The organism is Streptomyces mutomycini (assembly GCF_001700505.1).
Lineage (GTDB): Bacteria > Actinomycetota > Actinomycetes > Streptomycetales > Streptomycetaceae > Streptomyces > Streptomyces mutomycini.
The window spans coordinates 16,584-36,428 of the sequence record NZ_MAPV01000080.1 but is presented as its reverse complement, the minus strand read 5'-3'; the positions used below and the strand labels follow the sequence as shown (position 1 = coordinate 36,428).

The window sequence follows — 19,845 nt, the reverse complement described above, 5'->3', positions numbered from 1 at the left end:
GTGGGGTGGTGGCGGGGGAGGCCAGGTGGTCGAGGAGGTCGAGGTAGTCCTCCTTGGTCTGGCCGTGACCGTGGGTGTTGTGGTTACGGGCGATCTTGCGGCCGCTGGTGTCGAAGTACATCTCGGACTCGTAGTCGGAGAGAACGGGGTAGCGGGACTTGTAGATCGCGACGAGCTGATCGGCAGTGATGCCGAGCCAGACGGAAACGAGGGCGTCGAGCTCTACGAGAGCAGCGCGGCGTTCGTATTCAGTGCGGAGGGGGGTGTCGTGCTGCCATGTAGGGGTAAGACCGGTGGCGAGGGGGGTGAGGTTGGGCCAGTCCGGGTTGGCCCAGTCCTCGTAGTGTGGCCAGGCCGGGTGGAATAGTTTCTCCCAGAGAGGCGCGTAGACCCTGATGAGGCTGTTGAGGCGGAGAGTTCGCAGCAGGAGCGGGGCGGCTAGAGGATGACTTGCGACGGGTGCTGGCATCTTCAGCGCCTCGCCCGCCATAAGGTTGGCGCGGCCCGTGATTCGAAGCAAGTAGTCGAGCGGGAGAGCTGCCCAGAAGCCCGCTTGAAGCGCCGTCAGCCGGTCATTCGGAAGCCGCATTGACTGAACGCCGTGAATATGCGCCGGCCCAGGCGGGATCAGGGCGGCGAATAGGCTTCGCTCGGTGTCGAACGGAATCATGATGCGCCAGACCATGCGAAAGTATTCAGTGTAACGACGCCCGGACCAGACATCTTGGTCAGATTCGTAACGGTGTAGATCGCATGCGCGAACGTAGTTGGTACGGGGGAGAGTGTCCGGGGTAAGGGTCGTTAGGTTGAATGCAGACCAATCTCGATTTGTTTTGCATGGGTTGTTCGGCTGTTTATTAAATGGTGTTGCTACGCCGAAGTGCGGTCCTTGCAGTACTACGTCGGAAAGATTTGACACCTCACTGGTGGACCAGTGTAGATAGCCGTCCCTCTTGGAGTTTGTCTCGTTATAGCCCTGACTCACTGCGGGGTTCTGTGAGGCTAGGCGCAGGGGAATCTCGGACAGAGCACTGATGGCGCCTTGCTCTTGAGAGGTGACCGGGTACAGCAGGGGGGATTCGGCGTAAAGCGTCGCACTCCCACCCGAGAGGCGATTCCATTCTTTCAGCCTGTCGGCGTCCACGTGTACTAGGCGATGCCTATGCGGCCGAATGTCCCACTTCCCGTCATTCTTAATTCCGGGTAGAGCGCCCGTGCCATCGTGGCATAGGGATTCAGTAAGAGTCGCCGGATCAAAGAGCCAGCTAATGTGTGTGAATGAGGCTGACCTTTCTGTACCGTAAATATTTATTCCAAACTCGGTGTTGGCGTGAATCTCTGGGAAGATCGCGGTGCGGTTATGGAAATGTGCATGCGTGCGCATGTGCTTGTATGCGGCCGCACGCAAGGGGCCATCCTTGACTCCGCTGAAGTGGGTATCTGGATGAATTAGTCCGGCCGTGCCGTGGGGTGAGATGTTTTTCCATGTTCGGCACATGAATGCGCGATAGAGGTCCGGTCGTGTTCCATTTAGGATCGGGTAGGTAGCCGCGCCGCCCAAAATTGCCACAATTCCGGAAATCCCGGACAGTTCAGTGAGGTAGAAACTGGCCGCCTCAGACCCGGCCATCATGAGTTCTCGCTTACGCAAGCGGAGTTCCTCGGTGCTCGGCTTCTCGGTGAGCATAAACCAAGGATCCAGCTCAGCGAGAACGGTGCCTTCCTGCCAATCCGGCCGCACCCAAGGCGGATTCCCCACCTGCAAGTCGTACCCGCCCCGCGCGAACACCTGCGCGTACTCCAGCTCCCAGTGGAAGAACCCCTGCCGCGCCGCCACATCCCCCGCAACCGCCACCCACGGGAACCGGTTCTCCAGCCAGTGCGCCCGGTCCATCCCCATCAGCTCGGGCAGCGCGTCCTCGTACGGTTCCAGTTCGTCCAGCGTCGCGAATGACGCCACCAGCGAGTCCGACGGGACCTCCTGCGTGCCCAGCAGGGACTCCGCGAAGTCCAGCCAGTCCTCCAGCGCCGCCAGGGGTATCACCGGCCGCCTCTGTTCCCGGATCTGCTCCTTCCGGCGGCCCGTCCCGCGTCGCCGCTCCACCGACTCCCGCGTCAGCTCACGCGAGTCCGTCGTCTCGCCGAACAGGTCGTCCGTCTCCCAGGACATGAGCACGCCGGACTCGTGGTCCGCCGTGACGCCCGCGACCTCGGCCGGCCGTGCGTACTGCTCGGCCGATCCGTCCAGCAGCGCGGCCTCCTGCACCGGCCAGAACCACAGCGCGCACCACGTGTCCATCAGCGTCTTCAGCCGCCAGTACGGGGTGTCTACCGCCTCCAGGTCCGCCAGCACCTTATCTCTCTGCACCGCGACCTCGGGCGACCGTAGCCAGCCCTCCTCCGCGCCCCACACGTCGATCCGGCGTGAGATGTCCCGCTCCGAGATTTCCAGGCGGCGCACCACCAGGCCCCACAGGTACTCCGCCCGCCGCGCCAGCCCCTGCAGCCGGGCCGTCTGCTTCGTACTCGGCGACTTCGTGATCGCCTTCCGCCACGCGCCCAGTGCCTTCGCCGCCTCCGGGGCCAGTGCCTTGGCCTCCTTCTCGGCCGCGACCGCGCCCCACTCCTTCGCCGGGAGCAAGAAGTGGTGCACCGCCCCCACCGGGAGCTCCGCACCGGCCACCGCGTCCGCCAGCGGGAAGCGTTCCGGGGTGGTGCCCAGCCAGCCGCCCTTCTTCAGGCGCTCCGGGCCGTACACCTCGCGCCGTCCGCCGATCAGCGAGTTGCCGCGCCGCAGGTGCAGGCCGAACCACGGGGCCTCCATGCCGGGGTGCATCGTGTTCAGCCACAGCGACACCTCGGCCAGCTCCACGGCCGTCTCGTTGAGGTCGACGCCGTAGGAGTTGTGCAGGGCGATGTACGCCTTGGCCTTCTGGAGCTCCTGGGCGTACTTCTCCGTATCGATCGCGACGCCCAACTCGTCCTGGCGGCGCCGCAGATACTCCGCCGCCACCTGGTTGATCGCCTCGTTGAGGAACGCCCCCGAGCCCAGCGCCGGCTCGCAGATCTTCCAGTCCAGCATCTCGCGCGCGGGAGTCACCGTGTCGTCCTGGTCCAGGCGGTGCTGGAGCGCCAGCTGGACGGTGACCTTGGTCAGGGACTCCGGGGTGTAGTACGAGGCCGAGGTCTGGCGATCGCGGCCGGAGAGGCGGTAGACGAACGAGCCGGGGGCGTGGCGGACGCGCCGCTCCTCGCCGGTGTACTCGTCGCGCTCCCGTACGTACACGGAGTCGGCGTACTCGTCGGCCCGCGAGGACGGGACCAGCCAGGAGCCGTCCTTCGGGTCGCCGTTCTTCGCGACCTCGTACAGCTCCTCGCCGGCGACGAAACCGGAGTACGACATCAGGCCCTCGTAGACCGCACCCAGCTGGTTGATACCGAGCTGGGCGTACGAGATGAAGCCACCGCGCTCCTTGCGCTTGCCACGCGTGAGCATCAGCAGACGCAGCACGCGGTACAGGGTGGCGTTGCGCAGGCGGGTGTCCAGGAAGCGTTCCGAGCCGGGCTCGTCCGCGTCGTGGCGGGGGTCCGGGACGGTACGCGCGCCGATCAGCTTGATGGACTCCTGCTCGAACAGCTTGGAGTGCAGCGGCTCGAAACGCAGACCCAGATCCTCGGACGCCTTCTCCGCAGGAGAAGAAGGCGCCCCGTGGGTGCGGCGCGGGCGGTAGCCCTCCTGGACCTTGCGGAAGAGCAGGTCGAGTGACTCGTACAGGTAGAAGCCGCGACGGGACTTCTCGTCCACCAGGTCCTGCTCCGCGACCAGGTCGCCGAGGCGGGCCAGGCCGTAGCCCTGCTGGTACTCGGGGTAGTCGGAGGGCAGGATGCCGAGCTCGGGGCGCGCCTCGGCGTACAGCAGGAACAGGATGCGGTAGAGGAAGCGCAACGACTCGCGGGTCAACTGGCGGCCCAGCTCCGGGAGTTCCTTGACGTCCTCCGGGCGGACGCCCTGTTCGCGCAGGCGCTCCAAGACCTCGTTGGCGATGAGCTCGACGCTGATCCGCAGGCCGTCGCGGAGTTCGCTGGACACGCCGACAGCACGCTTCGTCGACTTGTCGACCAGCCCGGCGAGCGGGTTCTCGCCGCCCTCCTCCGGCGTACGGAGCGAGTCGGCGCCGAACAAGGCTGCCACGGTGTCGAGCTCGCCACCGGCCTTGGTGTCGTTGCGTTCCAGAGCGGCGTCCAGGGAGACCGCCAGGTACCGGCCCTCGCCCCAGGCCGCACGGTCCGCGAGGACGACGACACCGCCGACCAGCAGCAGGACATAGCGAGGGGCGTCCTCGCAGGCGAAGAGGAACGAGGCGAGCTTGGAGCCCGTCGTCACCCGGTGCTGGCCGTCCAGGACCAGCTGTTCCAGCAGACGGCCGGGACCGTTCGGGTCCATGGCGGCGTCCGGTTCGGCGGACCAGCCGCAGTCCAGAGCGACGAGTCCCTTCTCGAAGTGGGCGACCCGCACCTCGTACGACTGCTCCGCCCGCTCCACGGTGATGGTGCGCGGCTTGGCGTCGAAACCGAGGGCGCGCAGGACGTCCGCGTTCAGCGCGCGCACGCGCTCCCGCCACTCCGGGGACGCGTACGTGACGGCGTCGTCGTCGCTCGCCGAGGCCGAGGACTCAGCGGCGTCGTGCTCCTCGCCGAGGGCGAAGTACGAACGGGCCCGGAAGTACGGGCGGCGCAGGGCGCGCAGCCCGGCACGGGGCGTGACCGGCAGCGCATCGGCAGCTGGTTCCGCCTCTGCGCCGGATGCCTCGGCAGCGGCCTTCAGCGCCTCCGCCGCCTCGTCCTCCCGCTGCTTCCACTCCGCGAGCAGCCCGGACTTGAGGTCCTTGGGCAGTACCTCGGCCAGATAGTGCGCGGAGAAGTACTCACCGCGGTTCATCAAGGAGTCGTACGTCATGAGTCAGAACCTTCGCGGGAACAGGAGGCGGAGGAAAGCGGAAGCAGGGGCGATGACCGGCGTGCGGAAGCCGGCGTGACGGCGGTGTTCATGACGCCGTCGGCGCCAGGACGGCCAGCACCCGCAGCATCGGGCGGCCGGTGGTGAGGAGCGAGTCGGCCAGCGAGGCGAGCCGCTCCTTCGCGTGGTCGCCCGCGAGTGACGCGCCGCCCTCCGCGAGGGTCGGCTGCTTCCACTCACCCAGCCGCCGCTTGTACTTCTCGATCGGCTCGCGCAGCGGCTCGTCCCAGGCCTCGCGGTGCTCCTCCAGGAAGGCCTCCGCGGCGTGCAGGACGTCAGGAACCGCCTCGCGCAGCCGTGCGGTGTCGTGCGCCTGCATCGGGTTGGCCATCGACGGGCCCACTCCGGCGCGTTGAAGGACGGCCACCATGTCGTCGTTGACCGCGCCGTCAGCGGTGACGGCCATCCACTTGACGACGGTCGGCCGGCCGAGCGCGTTGGAGTAGATGCCCTGGACGAGGTACGTCGCCCGGTCGACCGCCGCCGTGACGACCGGCGCCTCCTGGCGGTTGAGGCGTACCAAGACCTTGTCGGTCAGCCATTCCACCACCGGGTGCAGCTCCGTGAGCAGCGAGATCTCCGGCCAGCTCGACGTCGAGGACTCCCGGGCCCGCTGAAGGGAGTGCTCGGCCAGGCGGCGGTTGAGCGTCACCAGGAGGCGTTCGCGCAGACGCTGTTCGCGTACGTAGTCCAGCGGGAGAGCCTTCATGCGGTGGACGAGATCGGCGGGAGGACGGAACGAGATCAGGCCCGACTCCTGGTCCGTGGACAGATCCAGTCGGTCCTGCGCGTCGGGGAACACCTCGCGCAGCGCCTCGTCGAAGAACTCGCGGGTGGAGGTGAACAGCCTGGGCACACGGGCCTGCGGCACGCTTCCGCCGCCGTGGCCGGCCTGCCCGGGGACCGCACCGTCCGACTCCGCGGCGGTCTCGTCCCCCACCGAACCGAAGAAATCGGCCAGGAAGTCGTCCATGCCCGCGTCGTCGTCGGCGGAGGAGGCGTTGTGGGCGGCGAGGGACTCGTCGACCGTACGGCCGCGCAGCAGGTCCTGGATGAGGGACTTCTCCTCGGCCTCCGCGCGGTACAGCCCGGACACGGCCTCCGCTGTGCCCAGCGCCCGGTGTGCCTCGTCCTCGCGGTCCAGGAGGCGTTCGGCGACGAGGGTGTCGTCCTTCGCGCCGTCCACCTCGGTGGTGAGGATCAGCGCGCGGAACTGCGGCTGGTGCGCCTGCCCGTAGCGGTCGATACGGCCGTTGCGCTGCTCGATGCGGATCAGCGACCACGGAACGTCGTAATGGATCAGTTGGTGGCACTGGCGGTGCAGGTTGACGCCTTCGGATGCCACGTCGCCGGTGAACAGCATGCGTACGGGAGTGTCAGCCAGGCCGAAGTCCTCGACGCACTGCATCTGCTGCTCGTCGGAGAGCCCTCCGTGCATGACCCGGGCGGCTGCTTCGGCCGCCTTCCCGGCGCGGAAACCGAGCGCGGCCGGCACCACCGTGCGCAGCCACTCCAGGGTCTGGACGCGCTCGGAGAAGACGACGACACGGGCGTCCGACTTCGGACCAACGCCGATCGCCTTCAACTGCTCGACGAGTGCGGCGAACTTCGCTGACTCGGCCTCCGTCATGCTGGCCGCGAGCTCACGGAGCCGGTGCAGAGCCGCCATCTCGGCCGCCGTGCCCTGAGGGGCGTTCTTCTTCTCCAGTGTCTTGATGCGTGCGGCGACGGTCGCCTTGAGCGCCGCGTGCGAGGAGAGGAACGACTTGAGGAGCGTGTACGGGAAGAGGGGGACGTCGCTGACGGACTTCCGCCCGTCCGTCGGCAGCCAGACCTCGGCGAGTTCCTCGAAGATCTTCTCCTCGGCGGGGGTGGCGGAGCAGCGTACGGACTGCGAGGGGCCGCGGTCCGCCCACTGGCCCTTCATCTGGTCGCGGACCTCGGGGCTGACCTTGGTACGCCGGATGAAGAGGTGCTCGATGTCCTCGGCGCGGTAGTTCTCCGCGTCCCGGATCGCCGCCGGGTCCAGGAGCGAGATCAGCTCCGCGAACGAACGGGCGTTGCCGTTGTGCGGGGTCGCGGACGCGAGGATCAGGGCATCGGTGCGCGGAGCGAGGATCTGGGCGAGCTGGTTGCGCAGGGAGCCCTTGTTGATGAGGTTGTGGGACTCGTCGATGACGACCGCGTCCCAGTTGATGCGCTCCAGGTGGTGCTTGTACTGGTCCGTGTTCTTCAGGGTGTCGATGGAGACGATTACGCGCTTGAAGTAGGTGAACGGGTTGCGCCCGGCAGGGATTTCACGCTGGATGCGCTCGATGCCCACCGAGTCCAGGCGGATCAGCGGGATCGCGAACCGGGTCCACAGCTCGTGCTGGAACTGTTCGAGGACGTGCTGCGGCGTGACGACGAGGATGCGCTCACCGCGGCCCCGACGGATCAACTCCGCCAGGGTCAGCCCGATTTCCAGGGTCTTGCCGAGGCCGACGACGTCGGCGATGAGGAGGCGGGGACGCAGGTTGCGGCCGGAGAGGGCGAGCTCCGCGGGGCGCTGCTGGTAGGGAAGCGGATCCATCAGGAACTGGTCCGCGAGCGCCAGACCGCGCTCCGACTGGGGCAGCGCCGTCTTGCGGAGTACCGCTTCCAGGAAGAGGCGGGAGCGGCGGAAGTTCGGTGAGTCGTCGCGCACGAGCTTGGTCTCGCGCGGGTCGATCAGCTCGACGCGGTCCAGCTCGGTGAAGAAGACCGCTTCCCGGTCGCGGACGAACTCCGAGGCGCCCACAGCCTCGATCCGGGCGCCGTCGTGTTCGGTGCGGGTGGTGGTCCGTACGAGCCACACCTCGTCGCGTACGAGGATCTGGGCGCCCGGTGGGTACTGGGCGTCCTTGTCACTCGACGTGGTGGCGGTGCTCTGGTCGGCGGTCACCCGCGGCCTCCTGGATGGCGATGGTGCTTATGGCTGTGGTGCACGTGGGGCGTGGGTTCTTGCGGCCGTCGGTCAGAAGGGGGTCTTCGCGGCGTACGCCTTGCGCAGCTGCTCGGCGGTCCTACGGGCCTGGGCGGAGTGACGCCGGGTGCGTGGGGCCGGTGTGCGGCGGCGTGTGCTGGGGGGCTGGGGCACGGGCTGCGGCTGTGGCTCCGGTTCCTTCACGGTGGGAGGGGGAAATTCCACTGTGGGTGCCGGTGACAGCGGTGCGGGCTCGTCGGTCGTGACCGTACGCAGGTCCGCGAACGGCAGCGTCGGCGGCACGGTGGGTGTGGGCGCAGGCTCGACGGTGGTGCTCTGCGGTGCGGTGCCCGTCGTGTACGTGGTCAGCTTGCGGCGGGCCTGCGCGACCTTCATGCCCTGCGCCTCGATGACCGCCCGGCACCGGCTGACGACCTCGGAGAGCGCGGGTCGGTCCTTCGGGTCTTGGGCGAGCATCACCGTGAGCAGCGGGGTGAGCTCGGCGGGGAGGCCGGTGAGGTCGGGGAGGGTGTTCGGGTCGGTCGTCAGGTGGAAGACCATGAACGGGGTCGCGCCCTGGTACGGGTAGTGCTCGGTCGCCGCGTACAGGAGCAGGGCGCCGAGCGCGTACACGTCGACCGCGCCGGTGAGCGGCTTGACGCCGGCCGCCTGCTCCGGGGCCATGCAGACCGGGGTGCCGACCACCTGGTTGGGCGCGGTGAGCGACACGTTCGACTCGGCGAAGACGGCAAGGCCGAAGTCGATGACCTTGGGGCCGTTGGGGCCGAGCAGGATGTTCGCCGGCTTGAGGTCGCGGTGCAGCAGTCCCTGCAGGTGCACGGAGGCCAGCGCTTCGGCGAGCGTCGCGCCGAGCGAGGCGACGAGGAGCGACGGCAGGGGGCCGTGCATCGTGACGTGCTTGCCGAGGTCAGGACCATCCACGTACTCGGTCGCCAGCCAGGGCCGATCCGCCTCGGGGTCCGCGCCCAGGAAGGCCGCGATGCGCGGGCCCCACACAGTCTTGAGGATCTCGATCTCCTGCGCGAAACGCTGCCGCGACTCGGAGTCCACCACCGTCGGCTTGATCACCTTCACGGCGGCAGGCTCGCCGCCCTGCGATTCGCCGAGGAAGACCTGCCCCATACCTCCGTGACCGATCCTCCCGAGCAGCTCGAAGCCGCCGAGATCCGCGGGGTCCTCGGGGCTGAGAGGGGTGGTCTGCACGTCGGTCCTCGGTCCTTGTCGTCGGCCGGCCCGTGGAGTCCTCGTGGCGGCCTGATCAGGCGGATTGTCCGTATGTCCGCATGGACACGGTAATCGATCCGCGAAGACGGGTGGGCCTGATTCGCAGGGCTGATCCGGCAGCCGGAGGCCCGAGCGGGCGGACGTACCTGACCTCCGGCACCACGGCGCCACCCGCCTCGAAGGGCTCCTCCGCGCCGTCCGGCCCGAACCCCGCCCGCTCGTAGAAGCGCCGGGCCCGCAGGTTCTCCTTCAGCACCCAGAGCGTCATCTCGCCGAACCCGTCCGCCGATGCCCGGGCGGTCACCTCGGCCAGCAGTGCGCCTCCGATGCCGGTACCGACGCGGCCGGGGTGCACGTAGAGCGCGTACAGCTCCGCGCTTCCGGGGCGGGCGCCCTCGTCGCGGCACGGACCGTAGCAGGCCCAGCCGGTCACCGTGGCGTCCGGCGTCCCGGCCACCAGGTTCACCGCCCCGCCGCCCGCCATGAAGTGTGCGCGCCGGCGCTCGGCGTCCTGGGCGACGTCCATCGCGTCCAGGTACGCCTGCGGGATCAGGCCCGCGTACGCCTGCTGCCAGCCGCGCACCCGGATCTCCGCCACCGGGGCACAGTCGCCGAGGGTCATGTCGCGTATCCGTACGCCGGGGGCGTGCGCGGGATTGGGCCGAGGAGTCACGCGGCCCATCCTGTCGTACGCCCCCGGGGCGGTGCCCGGCATTTCTCAGCTGCGGAAGCCGAGCAGGCCGTGCAGTGTGCTGCCCTTCGTGTTCGTGCCCGCCTTCGTGGCCGGGGCGGCCTTCGGCTCCGGCAGGGCGTCGCAGACCGCGTCCGCGCCGCTGCCGCCGCCGGTCGGGAGGGTGCCGTCGGTGAGGTAGTCCACCAGGTGGCCGTCCAGGCACGTGTTGCCGCTCAGTGTGACCCCGTGGTTGCCCCCGCCCTGCTCGACGACGAGGCCGGAGCCCTTGAGCCTGCGGCTCATGGTGACGGCGCCCTCGTAGGGTGTGGCCGCGTCGTCGGTGGCCTGGAGGATCAGCGCGGGCGGGATCCTGTCGTTCGTGACCCGCACGGGCTCCAGCGGCTCGACCGGCCAGGTGGCGCACGGGGCGTTGTACCAGGTGTTGTTCCATGACATGAAGGGCGACTTGCGGTGCGCCTGCCAGGTGTCGTTGCGCCAGGTGCTCCACGTCCGGGGCCAGCCGGCGTCGCGGCACTGCACCGCCACGTAGACGGAGTACCCGTTGTCGCCGCTCTTGTCGACGGCGCCGAAGTCCTCGTACGCGGTGGCGAGCGAGTCCTGGTCCTTGTCGTTCACGTAGGCCGCGAACACCTCGGCCAGGCGCGGCCAGTAGCCGTTGTAGTAACCGCCCGGCATGAAGGTGTCCTCGAGCTCGCCCGGCCCGACCTTGCCGCCCGCGGGGTGTTTCTTCACCGCGTCGCGCATCCGGTACCACGCGGCTTCCACGCCGGCGGGGTCCTTGCCGAGCCCGTACCGGGCGTCGTTCTTCGCCACCCACGCGGCGAAGGCCTTGTGGCGGGCGTCGAACGCGTGGTCCTGGCCGAGGTTGTCCTCGTACCAGACACCGTCCGGGTCGACGACCGAGTCCAGCACCAGGCGGCGCACCCGTTCGGGGAACAGCTTGGCGTAGACCGCGCCCAGATAGGTGCCGTAGGAGTATCCGAAGTAGTTGATCTGCCGCGCGCCCAGGGCCCGGCGGATGACGTCGAGGTCCTTCGCGGCGCTGACTGTGTCCATGTACGGCAGCAGGTCGCCGTGCTTCTCGCCGCACGCGGCCGCGAAGGACGCGGCCCGGTCGCGTGAGGTCCTCTCCGCCTCGTAGGAGTCCGGCACGGTGTCGGGGCGTACGGGCGCGAAGTACTTCGGCACGCAGTTCAGGGCAGGGGTGCTCTTCCCGACCCCGCGCGGGTCGAACCCGATCACGTCGTACTGCGCGGCGAGCTTCGCGGGCAGCGAGGACGCCACGAAGCCCGCCATCGGGAGCCCGCTGCCGCCCGGGCCACCGGGGTTGACCAGCAGGGGGCCCTGCGAGGTCTTCGCCGTGTGCGGGATCCGGGAGAGGGCGAGGGTGACCGGCCTGCCCGACGGGTTGTCATGGTCCAGTGGAGCGCGGACGGTTGAGCACTGCAACGTCGGATACGCCTTCGTCCCGCAGCCGGTCCACTTGAGCGGCGCGGCGGCGCGCGGGGCGGCCGGAGTGGTTCCGGTGGACGGCGCGGACGCGGTGGACGGTGCGGCGGTCACCAGACCCGCGACCGTGGCGCCGACGGCGACCAGAATTCCTGCACGTTTCGTCATACGGCCTCCCGTGGTCGGGCGATGCGGCTGTGGGTGGCACAGCCCCGGCCGCATGCTTCCCGGATCCGGATACGGAAGGACACATGTCGCCGAGAGTTGACCCGTTCGGTGAGGGGGCCGGTGCGGTCAGAGCAGTGACAGCTGCGTGGGGCCGGCCGCGGGACCGTCCGGGAGAGCCGCCGGGGCGTCGCTGGCGGATCGGCGGGCGCCGCCCCGGTCGGCCGGGCCGATGCCGAACTCGGCCGCCAGCTCGTGCACCCGGCGGGTGATCCCCCGTTGGTACCAGGTCGGCGCGTAAGGCCCGTCCGCGTACATCTGTTCGTACCGTCGCACCAGGTGCGGATGGTGCTGTGCGAGCCACTGCATGAACCACTCACGGGCGCCGGGCCGCAGATGCAGGACGAGCGGTGTGACCGAGGTCGCCCCGGCGGCGGCGATGGCGCGCACCGTGGCGCGCAGCTGGTCGGGGCGGTCGCCGAGGAAGGGGATGACCGGGGCCATCAGTACCCCGCAGCCGATCCCGTTGTCCGTCAGGGCGCGGACGACGTCGAGGCGGCGCTCGGGGGAGGGGGTGCCCGGCTCGACCGTGCGCCACAGCTCGTGGTCGGTGAACCCGACGGAGACGGAGACGCCGACCTCGGTGACCTCGGCGGCCTGCCGCAGCAGGTCGAGGTCGCGCAGGATCAGGGTGCCCTTCGTGAGGATCGAGAAGGGGTTCGCATGATCGCGCAGAGCGCCGATGATGCCGGGCATCAGACGGTAGCGGCCCTCTGCCCGCTGGTAGCAGTCGACGTTCGTGCCCATCGCGATGTGCTGGCCCTGCCACTGGCGGGAGGCCAGATGGCGGCCCAGCAGTTCGGGGGCGTTGACCTTGACGACGATCTGGGAGTCGAAACCGAGACCGGTGTCCAAATCCAGATAGGTGTGGGTCTTGCGGGCGAAGCAGTACACGCACGCGTGGGTGCAGCCCCGGTACGGGTTGACGGTCCATTCGAACGGCATGCGGGAGGCCCCGGGCACCCGGTTCACGATCGAGCGGGCCCGGATCTCATGGAAAGTGATTCCTCTGAATTCCGGGGTGTCGAAGGTGCGGGTCGTCACCGCGTCCGCGGCGAAGAGCGCACTGTTCCCCGCTTTCGCGGTGTTTTCTGCCAGATTGTCCCAGCGCATGAACGCCTCCTTGGTAGCACTGCCGCAGAGAATAGAACACATGTTCCCTTGATCGTGTGCGGCGGAGTGCGGGACCCGATTTTGAGGCGTCGTACCCGAGGTGGTTGGCTCAGCAGCACCCCGAACAACCGAGTGCTGGAGGAGCAGGCATGGCGCAGGTCGAGGCCACGACAGAGCGGATCATCGCGGCGGACGCAGAGACGGTGTTCGATGCGCTGGCCGACTACAAGGAGGTCCGGGGCAAGGTGCTGACCGGGCACTTCAGCGAGTACGAGGTGCGCGAGGGCGGGGACGGTGAAGGCACCCTCGTCCACTGGATGCTCCAGGCCACGAGCAAGCGGGTCCGCGACTGCCTGATCGAGGTCACCGAGCCCGGGGGCACCTCCCAGGCCGCTGGCTATGGGGGAGGGCAGCTGGTCGAGAAGGACCGCAACTCCTCGATGGTCACCACCTGGACCGTCACCCCGGCGGGCGACGGGAAGTCCAGGGCCGTCGTCACGACCGTGTGGAACGGCGCCGGCGGCATCGGCGGCTTCTTCGAGAAGACCTTCGCGCCCAAGGGGCTCGGCCGGATCTACGACGAACTGCTGCAGAACCTCGCCACCGAGGTCGAGAAGTAACCCTGCTCCCCCTGCTGTTGGCGTGCGGCCGGCCTCACCGGAACGGGTGGTTTTCCCGGGTGGCCGGTTGTGCGCCGTAGTGCCTCCCACCGGCGCATAAGCCCTCTGCGCGCGCCGTGTGCGCGCCCGGTCGCGTTTGCCCCGCCTTGCCGCCTGATGCGAGAAATGGGCGGCGCAGCTGCGATGAGGGGAGCGTCACGTGGTGGGTGGGATCACTCTGGTGAAGGACGAGCCGGGAGACACGGAGTACGGGCCGCACGGGCCCCGGGCGGAGCCCGGAACCGAGGCGGCGTCCGTGCCGCCCCCGCCTCCGTCCGCCGCCGGATCAACCGCACCGCCGGACGGGATCAGCCCCCGCAGGGTCAGGCTGGTCTTCCTCGGGCTGATGCTCACCCTGCTGCTCGCGGCGCTCGACCAGATGATCGTCGCCACCGCCCTGCCGAAGATCGTCGGTGAACTGCACGGCCTGGACAAGATGTCCTGGGCGGTCACGGCCTATCTGCTCGCCTCCACGATCGGGCTGCCGATCTACGGAAAGCTCGGCGACCTCTTCGGCCGCAAGGGCGTCTTCCAGTTCGCGATCGTCATCTTCGTCATCGGCTCCGCCCTCGCGGGCTGGTCGCGCACCATGGACGAGCTCATCGCCTTCCGGGCCGTGCAGGGCATCGGAGGCGGCGGCCTCATGATCGGCGTGCAGGCGATCATCGCCGACATCGTCCCGGCGAGGGAGCGAGGCCGCTACATGGGCCTCATCGGGGCCGTCTTCGGCCTCGCCTCCGTCGCGGGGCCCCTCCTCGGCGGCTTCTTCACCGACCACGCCTCCTGGCGCTGGTGCTTCTACATCAACGTGCCGTTCGGCATCGTCACCCTCGCCGTCATCGCGGTCGTACTCAAACTGCCCAGGCCGACGGTCCGCCCACGCCTCGACGTGCTGGGGGCCCTGCTGCTGGCCGCCGCGTCGACCTGCCTGGTGCTGCTCACCAGCTGGGGCGGCACGGAGTACGCCTGGGGCTCGCGGACCATCCTGGGACTCGCCGCCGGCGCCGCCGGAACGACTCTGCTCTTCCTCGTCGTGGAACACCGCGCCGCCGAACCCATCATCCCGCTGCGGTTGTTCCGTGACTCGGTCTTCAACATCACCTCGCTGGTGGGCGCGGTCGTTGGGGTCGCGCTCTTCGGGGCCGCCAGCTACCTGCCGACCTATCTCCAGATGGTCGAGGGGGTGTCCGCCACCGAGTCGGGGCTGCTGATGCTGCCCATGATGGGCGGCATCGTCATCGCCTCCGTCGTCTCCGGACAGCTGGTCTCGCGCACCGGCCGCTACCGGGTCTATCCGCTGGTGGGCGGAGCCGTCTCGGCCGTCGGCATGTGGCTGCTGTCCCTCCTCGACACCGGCACCTCGGCGCTGGAGTACGGCCTCTGGCAGGCCGTCCTGGGCATCGGGATCGGCCTCGTCATGTCGGTCCTCGTGCTGGCCGTGCAGAACTCCGTACGTCCCTCCGACCTGGGCACGGCCACCAGCGCCCACAACTACTTCCGGCAGATCGGCGGCAGCGTCGGCGCCGCGATCTTCGGCACCCTCTTCGCGGGGCGGCTCGCGGACGCGCTCGAGGTGCGGCTTCCCTCCGGTGCAGGCCTCCCCGACCCGGAGTCGATCACCCCGCAGCTGGTCCACGCCATGGAGCCGGCGCTGCGCGACGCCTACATCCAGGCGTACGCCGACGCGATGCCGCGGATCTTCCTCTACCTGGTGCCGGTGCTCCTGCTCGGCCTGTTCCTCGCCTTCTTCCTCAAGGAGAAACCGCTGGTGTCCCACCACACCCCCCAGACGGCCCCCGACCCGGCCGCGGCGCACTCCACGATCCCCATGGCCCGCACCGACCTCGGCCTGCCGCAGCCCGGTTCCCTCTCCAGGGTCCCGGTGCGCGGATGCGTCCAGCACCCCGACGGTACGGAGGTGGGGAGGGCCGCGCTCACTCTCATCGATGTCCAGGGGCGGCAGGTCGGACGCGGGGCGAGCGGCGAAGACGGGCGGTACGCGCTGAGCGCGCCCGGGGCCGGTGCCTATGTGCTGATCGCCGCCGCGGGCGGTCACCAGCCGCAGGCCGTCAGCGTCACGGTCAGCGACCGGCCGGTGGAGCTCGACGTGGTCCTGGGCGGGGCCGGGAGACTCGCCGGCGCGGTCCTCACCCCCGACGGCGCCCCCGTCCGAGACGCAGCGGTCACCCTCACCGACGTACGGGGCGAAGTCGTCGCGACCACCCGTACCGGGCGTGAGGGCGCCTACGTCATCAGTGAGCTGGTGGCCGGTGAGTACACCCTGGCGGCCAGCGCCCCGGCCTTCCGTCCCGCCGCCCTCCCGGTCAGCGTGCAGGCGGCCCGGGAGACCAGGCAGGACATCGAACTGGCGGGCGGCGCCGTGCTGCGCGGGATCGTACGCGCGCCCGGCGGACGCGCCGTCGAGGACGCCAGGGTCACGCTGCTGGACGCGGCGGGCAACGTGGTCGACACCCTCACCACCGGCACCGACGGGGCGTTCCGCTTCGTGGACCTGGCGACCGGTGAGTACACCGTGATCGCCGCCGGCTATCCGCCGGTCGCCACCGTGCTCCAGCTCCCCGGAGGGGGAAGGACCGAGCGCGATCTGCAGCTTGGCCACGAGGACTGAGCGTCCGGCTCGGGGCGGGTGCGTGAGCAGCACACCCGCCCCGCTCACGGCAACAGACGGGGCCTCCGCCTCGCAGCCACGTCCTCGACCCAGCCCAAGCACACCACCGCGGTCGCGATCAGCACCCACGCGACGCCGAACTGCACCCACAGGCTGTCCAGCGGCAGATGCTCCTCCAGCGCGGGCACCTCCCACATGAAGTCGATCAGCGGCACCGCTGCCATCAGTGCCACCTCGTGCCACAGATAGACCGTCACCGCGCGGGCGTTGGACACCGTCACGACCTGGTCGGCAACCGGATGACGCAGGAGGAGCCCGTCGAAACGGGGCCGGAACCGCAGCAGGAGCAGCACGAACCCGGCCGACCACAGCGCCTGGGCGAGCGGGATGTCGTCCAGGTCGAACGAACCGTCCGCCGGGTGCCCCGACGCCCACCAGGCCCCCGCGGCCATCAGTGGCGCCGCGACGGCCACGGCTGCCGTGCCACGCACCCGGTCGAGGACACCGTCGCGGTGCGCGAAGCCCAGCAGCCAGCAGAACAGGAACACCGACGCGTCACCGATCGCGCTCCCGAGCCTGCCGTCCGGCACGCCGGACATCGTCTCCAGCACCGTGACGGGCACCAGTGAGAGGGCGAGAACGGGGAGCGGCGCGCGCCGGAAGACGCGCAGCAGCAGGGGCGAGAGCAGCACGAACCACAGATAGGAGCGCAGATACCAGAGCACCGCCCATGCCTGCTCACCCCACGCGTTGCCGGGCGGGTCGCCGACCGGAAGCACCCAGAGCAGCACGTCCGGGCCCGGCACCCAGCCGTGCAGCAGCATCGCCGGCCCGAGCACCAGGCCGAACACCCACACCGGGATCAGCAGCCTCCGGAGCCTGCCGCGGAGCACCCCGGGGGCCGGCCGTTCCAGCGAGCGGGCCATGAGTGATCCGGCGAGCGCGAACATCACGCCCATGGAGGGGAAGACATAACCCAGCCAGGGCCACTCGAAGGTGTGGTAGGTCACCACCCGGACGAGCGCCACGGCCCGCAGCACGTCGAAGGACCGGTCGCGGGCGGGGCCCGTGGGCCCCGCGGGGGGCGACGCGGGCGCCGTCCTGCGGTGCGTCCCCGTCACTACGAGGCCCCCACGGGGGGCGTGCCCACCTCGCCGGTGCGCTTCAGCTTCTGCCAGCGCAGCCGGCCGCCGGTCGCGGCGGTGACGCAGGAGTGGATCAGCACCAGATACATCAACTGCCGGTACGCGAGCTGCTGGAGCGGCAGCATCAGCAGGTAGCGGTACTTCTCCCCGTCGAGGCGGAAGGCGTACGCGGCGCAGAACAACTGCACGGCCAGGACCGCCAGCCAGGCGATCAGTGAGGCGCGGAAGTCCACGAAGGCCATCGCGTAGAGGGTGAAGACGTCGATGAGCGGGGCGAAGACCGGTGTGACGATCTGGAAGAGGACGACGAGCGGCATGCCGACCCGTCCGAAGCGCCCGGAGGGCCCCCGGTCGGTGACGGACCGGCGGTGCTTCCACAGCGCCTGCATGGTGCCGTAGCTCCAGCGGTAGCGCTGTCGCCACAACTGCCCCGGTGACGCCGGTGCTTCGGTCCAGGCGCGGGCGTGCTCGGCGTAGACGACGCGCCAGCCCGCGCGGTGCAGCGCGATGGTGATGTCGGTGTCCTCGGCCAGTGTGTCCTCGCTCATCCCGCCGGCCTCGAGGACCGCCTGGCGGCGGAAGGCGCCGATGGCCCCCGGGATGGTGGGCATGCAGCGCAGCAGGTCGTACATCCTGCGGTCCAGGTTGAAGCCCATCACGTACTCGATGTGCTGCCAGGCGCCGATCGTCGTGGACCGGTTGCCGACCTTCGCGTTGCCCGCGACCGCCCCGATCCCCGGGTCGGCGAAGGGCTGGACGAGATGGTGCACCGCGTCGGGCTCGAAGACGGTGTCTCCGTCCATCATCACGACGATGTCGTGACGCGCCTGCCGCACACCGTTGTTGAGGGCGGCGGGTTTGCCCGCGTTCTCCTGCCGTATCACCCGGACGCCGGGCAGTCCGAGCGATTCGGCTATCTCCGCCGTGCCGTCCGTCGAGCCGTCGTCGACGACCAGGATCTCGATCGGATGCGTGCTCGCGGCAAGGGAGTTGAGTGTGGCGGCGATGCACTCCTTCTCGTTGTAGGCAGGAACGATCACACTCACCGGCCCGGTGACCTCGGGGCCCCAGGTGAACCCGCGCCTGTTGTGCTGCCGGTGGTGGCGCCGGGCGAGCAGCAGCATCATGCCGAAGCGGCCCAGGACCGCCACGCCGACGACACCCAGTACCGCGGCCAGTCCCGGCACGATCCACTCCGCGACCGCGACGGCGGCGAGCAGGGCGCGGCCCTCCCACACGTCGGCGGTGTCCGCCCGGCGGTGGGCGGCCTGTTCCGCGCTGCCCTGCACGAGGCCTGTCCGTGCGGGACCGGTCTGTGCGGCACGGTCCGCTCCCGCACCGTTCTCCTGCGCACCGTCCTCCCCGGCGGCGGACGCGTCCTGCTGCCGCGCACCGCTGACGGTGGTGAAGGTGTAGCCCTGCGCCTTCATCTTCTTGATGTACTCCGGCAGCGCGGCCAGTGTCTCGGAGCGGTCGCCGCCCGCGTCGTGGAAGAGCACGGAGGCGCCTTCGCCGTCCTCCGGAGTCGCCCACTTGATGATCTTGGAGACTCCCGGCTGCTGCCAGTCCTCGCTGTCGGTGTCGATGAACACACTGGTGTAGCCCATCGCTCCGAGGCGCTCGTAGACGGGCCAGCTGTAGTCGTCGATGGCGTCCGTCTTCGAGGAGTACGGGGCGCGGAACAGTGTCGTGGTGATGCCGGTGGCACCCGCGAGGGCGAGCTGGGTCTGGGCGATCTCCCGCTTGACCCGGGCCTCGCTCTGATAGGAGAGGTCGACATGGGTGAAGGTGTGGACCCCCACCTCGTTGCCCTCGTCGACCATTCTCCGGACGACGCCCGGGTAGCGCGAGATCATCGAGCCGACGAGGAAGAAGGTGCCCGGCACGTCGTTCTCGTCCAGGATGTCCAGCACCTTCCCGCTCCACTCCGGATCGGGGCCGTCGTCGAAGGTCAGCACGATGGTCTTGTCCGGTACGGACTGCGAGAGGGCGGTGCCGCCGGGGAAACTCAGGAGGGGCCCGCCCTCCAGCACCTCCTCGGGCACCGTGTCCGCGGATGCCTCGGAGCGCACCCGCTGGTCGTTGCCGACCTCGGCGCGCAGATAGCCGTCCAGCAGCATCATGCAGACGAGCCCCAGCAACAGCAGCAGAGCCATGATCACCCGGGGCCTGGGAACGGCCTGGCGCCCCGCACGGCCGATCCTGCGTGGCGTGGCGTGCCGGCGGCGCGAAGCGGCCATCAGTTCGCCCCGCCCGAGGCCGACGCCGTCGCCCGGCCGGTCGGTGTCGCCCCGCCCGCCACCGGTGGCGTCGGTACGCCGCTCGGAGGCGCGGTGCCCACCGGCGGGATGCCGTAGCCGGGCTGTATCCGGCCGCCCGGACCGGCCTCCGCGGCCGGGCCGCCTTCGAAGGGGAGCAGCTGGGAGGGCGTCAAGGAGACGCCGCCCATGAAGGCGAGCCCCAGTACGGCGGCGTAGCCGACGCACACGGTGCCCAGCAGCACGCCGGCGCGGCGCAGCAGCCTGGCCCGGCGCCCGGAGCTGTCCACGAAGACGGGCCCCTCCTGGGGCCGCACGGCCGCGCGGCGACGCCCGGCCGACCGGGCCGGGGAGGCGTGTGCCCGGCGTCGGCCGCGAGGCGCCGGGTCTTTTTCGATGACGGGGTCGGATTGCATGTGCGCATGGTGGCGAAATTCCTTGTGCGAAGTCTGCGGCTTTCCTGGCCG

At 69.7% G+C, this 19,845-nt stretch carries 11 protein-coding genes; 2 read left to right on the top strand and 9 right to left on the bottom strand.

What is annotated here, in order from left to right; genetic code table 11:
* The 6 genes from BFF76_RS12600 to BFF76_RS12575 form a co-directional block, all read right to left on the bottom strand.
* Window positions 1-4,957: restriction endonuclease (locus BFF76_RS12600; protein ID WP_065848243.1), on the bottom strand; the 4,957-nt coding region annotated here is incomplete at its 3' end.
* 88 nt (window positions 4,958-5,045) lie between these two features.
* On the bottom strand, window positions 5,046-7,940 hold the full coding sequence (locus BFF76_RS12595; protein ID WP_065848242.1) for a DEAD/DEAH box helicase: 2,895 nt from the start codon (window positions 7,938-7,940) through the stop codon (window positions 5,046-5,048).
* Between the two features lie 72 nt (window positions 7,941-8,012).
* Window positions 8,013-9,185: a serine/threonine-protein kinase gene (locus tag BFF76_RS12590; RefSeq protein ID WP_065848241.1), complete on the bottom strand. Its 1,173-nt coding sequence runs from the start codon at window positions 9,183-9,185 to the stop codon at window positions 8,013-8,015.
* Between the two features lie 55 nt (window positions 9,186-9,240).
* Window positions 9,241-9,888 carry a GNAT family N-acetyltransferase gene (locus tag BFF76_RS12585; protein ID WP_244167268.1) on the bottom strand — a complete coding sequence of 216 codons (648 nt, stop codon included), beginning with the start codon at window positions 9,886-9,888 and terminating at the stop codon, window positions 9,241-9,243.
* A 36-nt stretch (window positions 9,889-9,924) separates the two neighbouring features.
* Window positions 9,925-11,517: an alpha/beta hydrolase gene (locus BFF76_RS12580; RefSeq protein ID WP_065848240.1), complete on the bottom strand. Its 1,593-nt coding sequence runs from the start codon at window positions 11,515-11,517 to the stop codon at window positions 9,925-9,927.
* Window positions 11,518-11,643: 126 nt separating this feature from the next.
* A complete protein-coding gene (locus BFF76_RS12575) occupies window positions 11,644-12,687 on the bottom strand; it encodes an Rv2578c family radical SAM protein (protein WP_065848239.1) in 1,044 nt (347 codons plus the stop codon).
* A 149-nt stretch (window positions 12,688-12,836) separates the two neighbouring features.
* Between BFF76_RS12575 and BFF76_RS12570 the strand changes: the two genes are divergently transcribed.
* Together BFF76_RS12570 and BFF76_RS12565 are read left to right on the top strand one after the other, a co-directional pair.
* A complete protein-coding gene (locus BFF76_RS12570; protein WP_065848238.1) occupies window positions 12,837-13,307 on the top strand; it encodes an SRPBCC family protein in 471 nt (156 codons plus the stop codon).
* Window positions 13,308-13,506: 199 nt separating this feature from the next.
* The gene (locus BFF76_RS12565) at window positions 13,507-15,975 is read left to right on the top strand and encodes an MFS transporter (RefSeq protein WP_065848237.1); all 2,469 of its coding nucleotides are present in this window, start codon (window positions 13,507-13,509) and stop codon (window positions 15,973-15,975) included.
* Window positions 15,976-16,019: 44 nt separating this feature from the next.
* Here the strand turns inward: BFF76_RS12565 and BFF76_RS12560 are convergent, their stop codons facing one another.
* The 3 genes from BFF76_RS12560 to BFF76_RS12550 are packed head-to-tail and all read right to left on the bottom strand — an operon-like array spanning window position 16,020 to window position 19,794.
* Window positions 16,020-17,096, bottom strand: coding sequence for an acyltransferase family protein (locus tag BFF76_RS12560; RefSeq protein ID WP_065848236.1), 1,077 nt, complete (start codon window positions 17,094-17,096; stop codon window positions 16,020-16,022).
* The gene (locus BFF76_RS12555) at window positions 17,096-19,360 is read right to left on the bottom strand and encodes a bifunctional polysaccharide deacetylase/glycosyltransferase family 2 protein (RefSeq protein WP_065848235.1); all 2,265 of its coding nucleotides are present in this window, start codon (window positions 19,358-19,360) and stop codon (window positions 17,096-17,098) included. Before BFF76_RS12555 ends, BFF76_RS12560 begins: the two co-directional genes overlap by 1 nt.
* Window positions 19,360-19,794, bottom strand: coding sequence for a hypothetical protein (locus tag BFF76_RS12550; protein WP_065848234.1), 435 nt, complete (start codon window positions 19,792-19,794; stop codon window positions 19,360-19,362). Before BFF76_RS12550 ends, BFF76_RS12555 begins: the two co-directional genes overlap by 1 nt.
* Window positions 19,795-19,845 lie beyond the last annotated feature (51 nt).

Excerpts from the sequence above, each read along its gene's own strand:
- BFF76_RS12585 (WP_244167268.1), bottom strand. The coding sequence starts at position 9,888 with ATGGGCCGCGTGACTCCTCGGCCCAATCCCGCGCACGCCCCCGGCGTA.
- BFF76_RS12580 (WP_065848240.1), bottom strand. The coding sequence starts at position 11,517 with ATGACGAAACGTGCAGGAATTCTGGTCGCCGTCGGCGCCACGGTCGCG.
- BFF76_RS12575 (WP_065848239.1), bottom strand. The coding sequence starts at position 12,687 with ATGCGCTGGGACAATCTGGCAGAAAACACCGCGAAAGCGGGGAACAGT.
- BFF76_RS12570 (WP_065848238.1), top strand. The coding sequence starts at position 12,837 with ATGGCGCAGGTCGAGGCCACGACAGAGCGGATCATCGCGGCGGACGCA.
- BFF76_RS12555 (WP_065848235.1), bottom strand. The coding sequence starts at position 19,360 with ATGGCCGCTTCGCGCCGCCGGCACGCCACGCCACGCAGGATCGGCCGT.
- BFF76_RS12550 (WP_065848234.1), bottom strand. The coding sequence starts at position 19,794 with ATGCAATCCGACCCCGTCATCGAAAAAGACCCGGCGCCTCGCGGCCGA.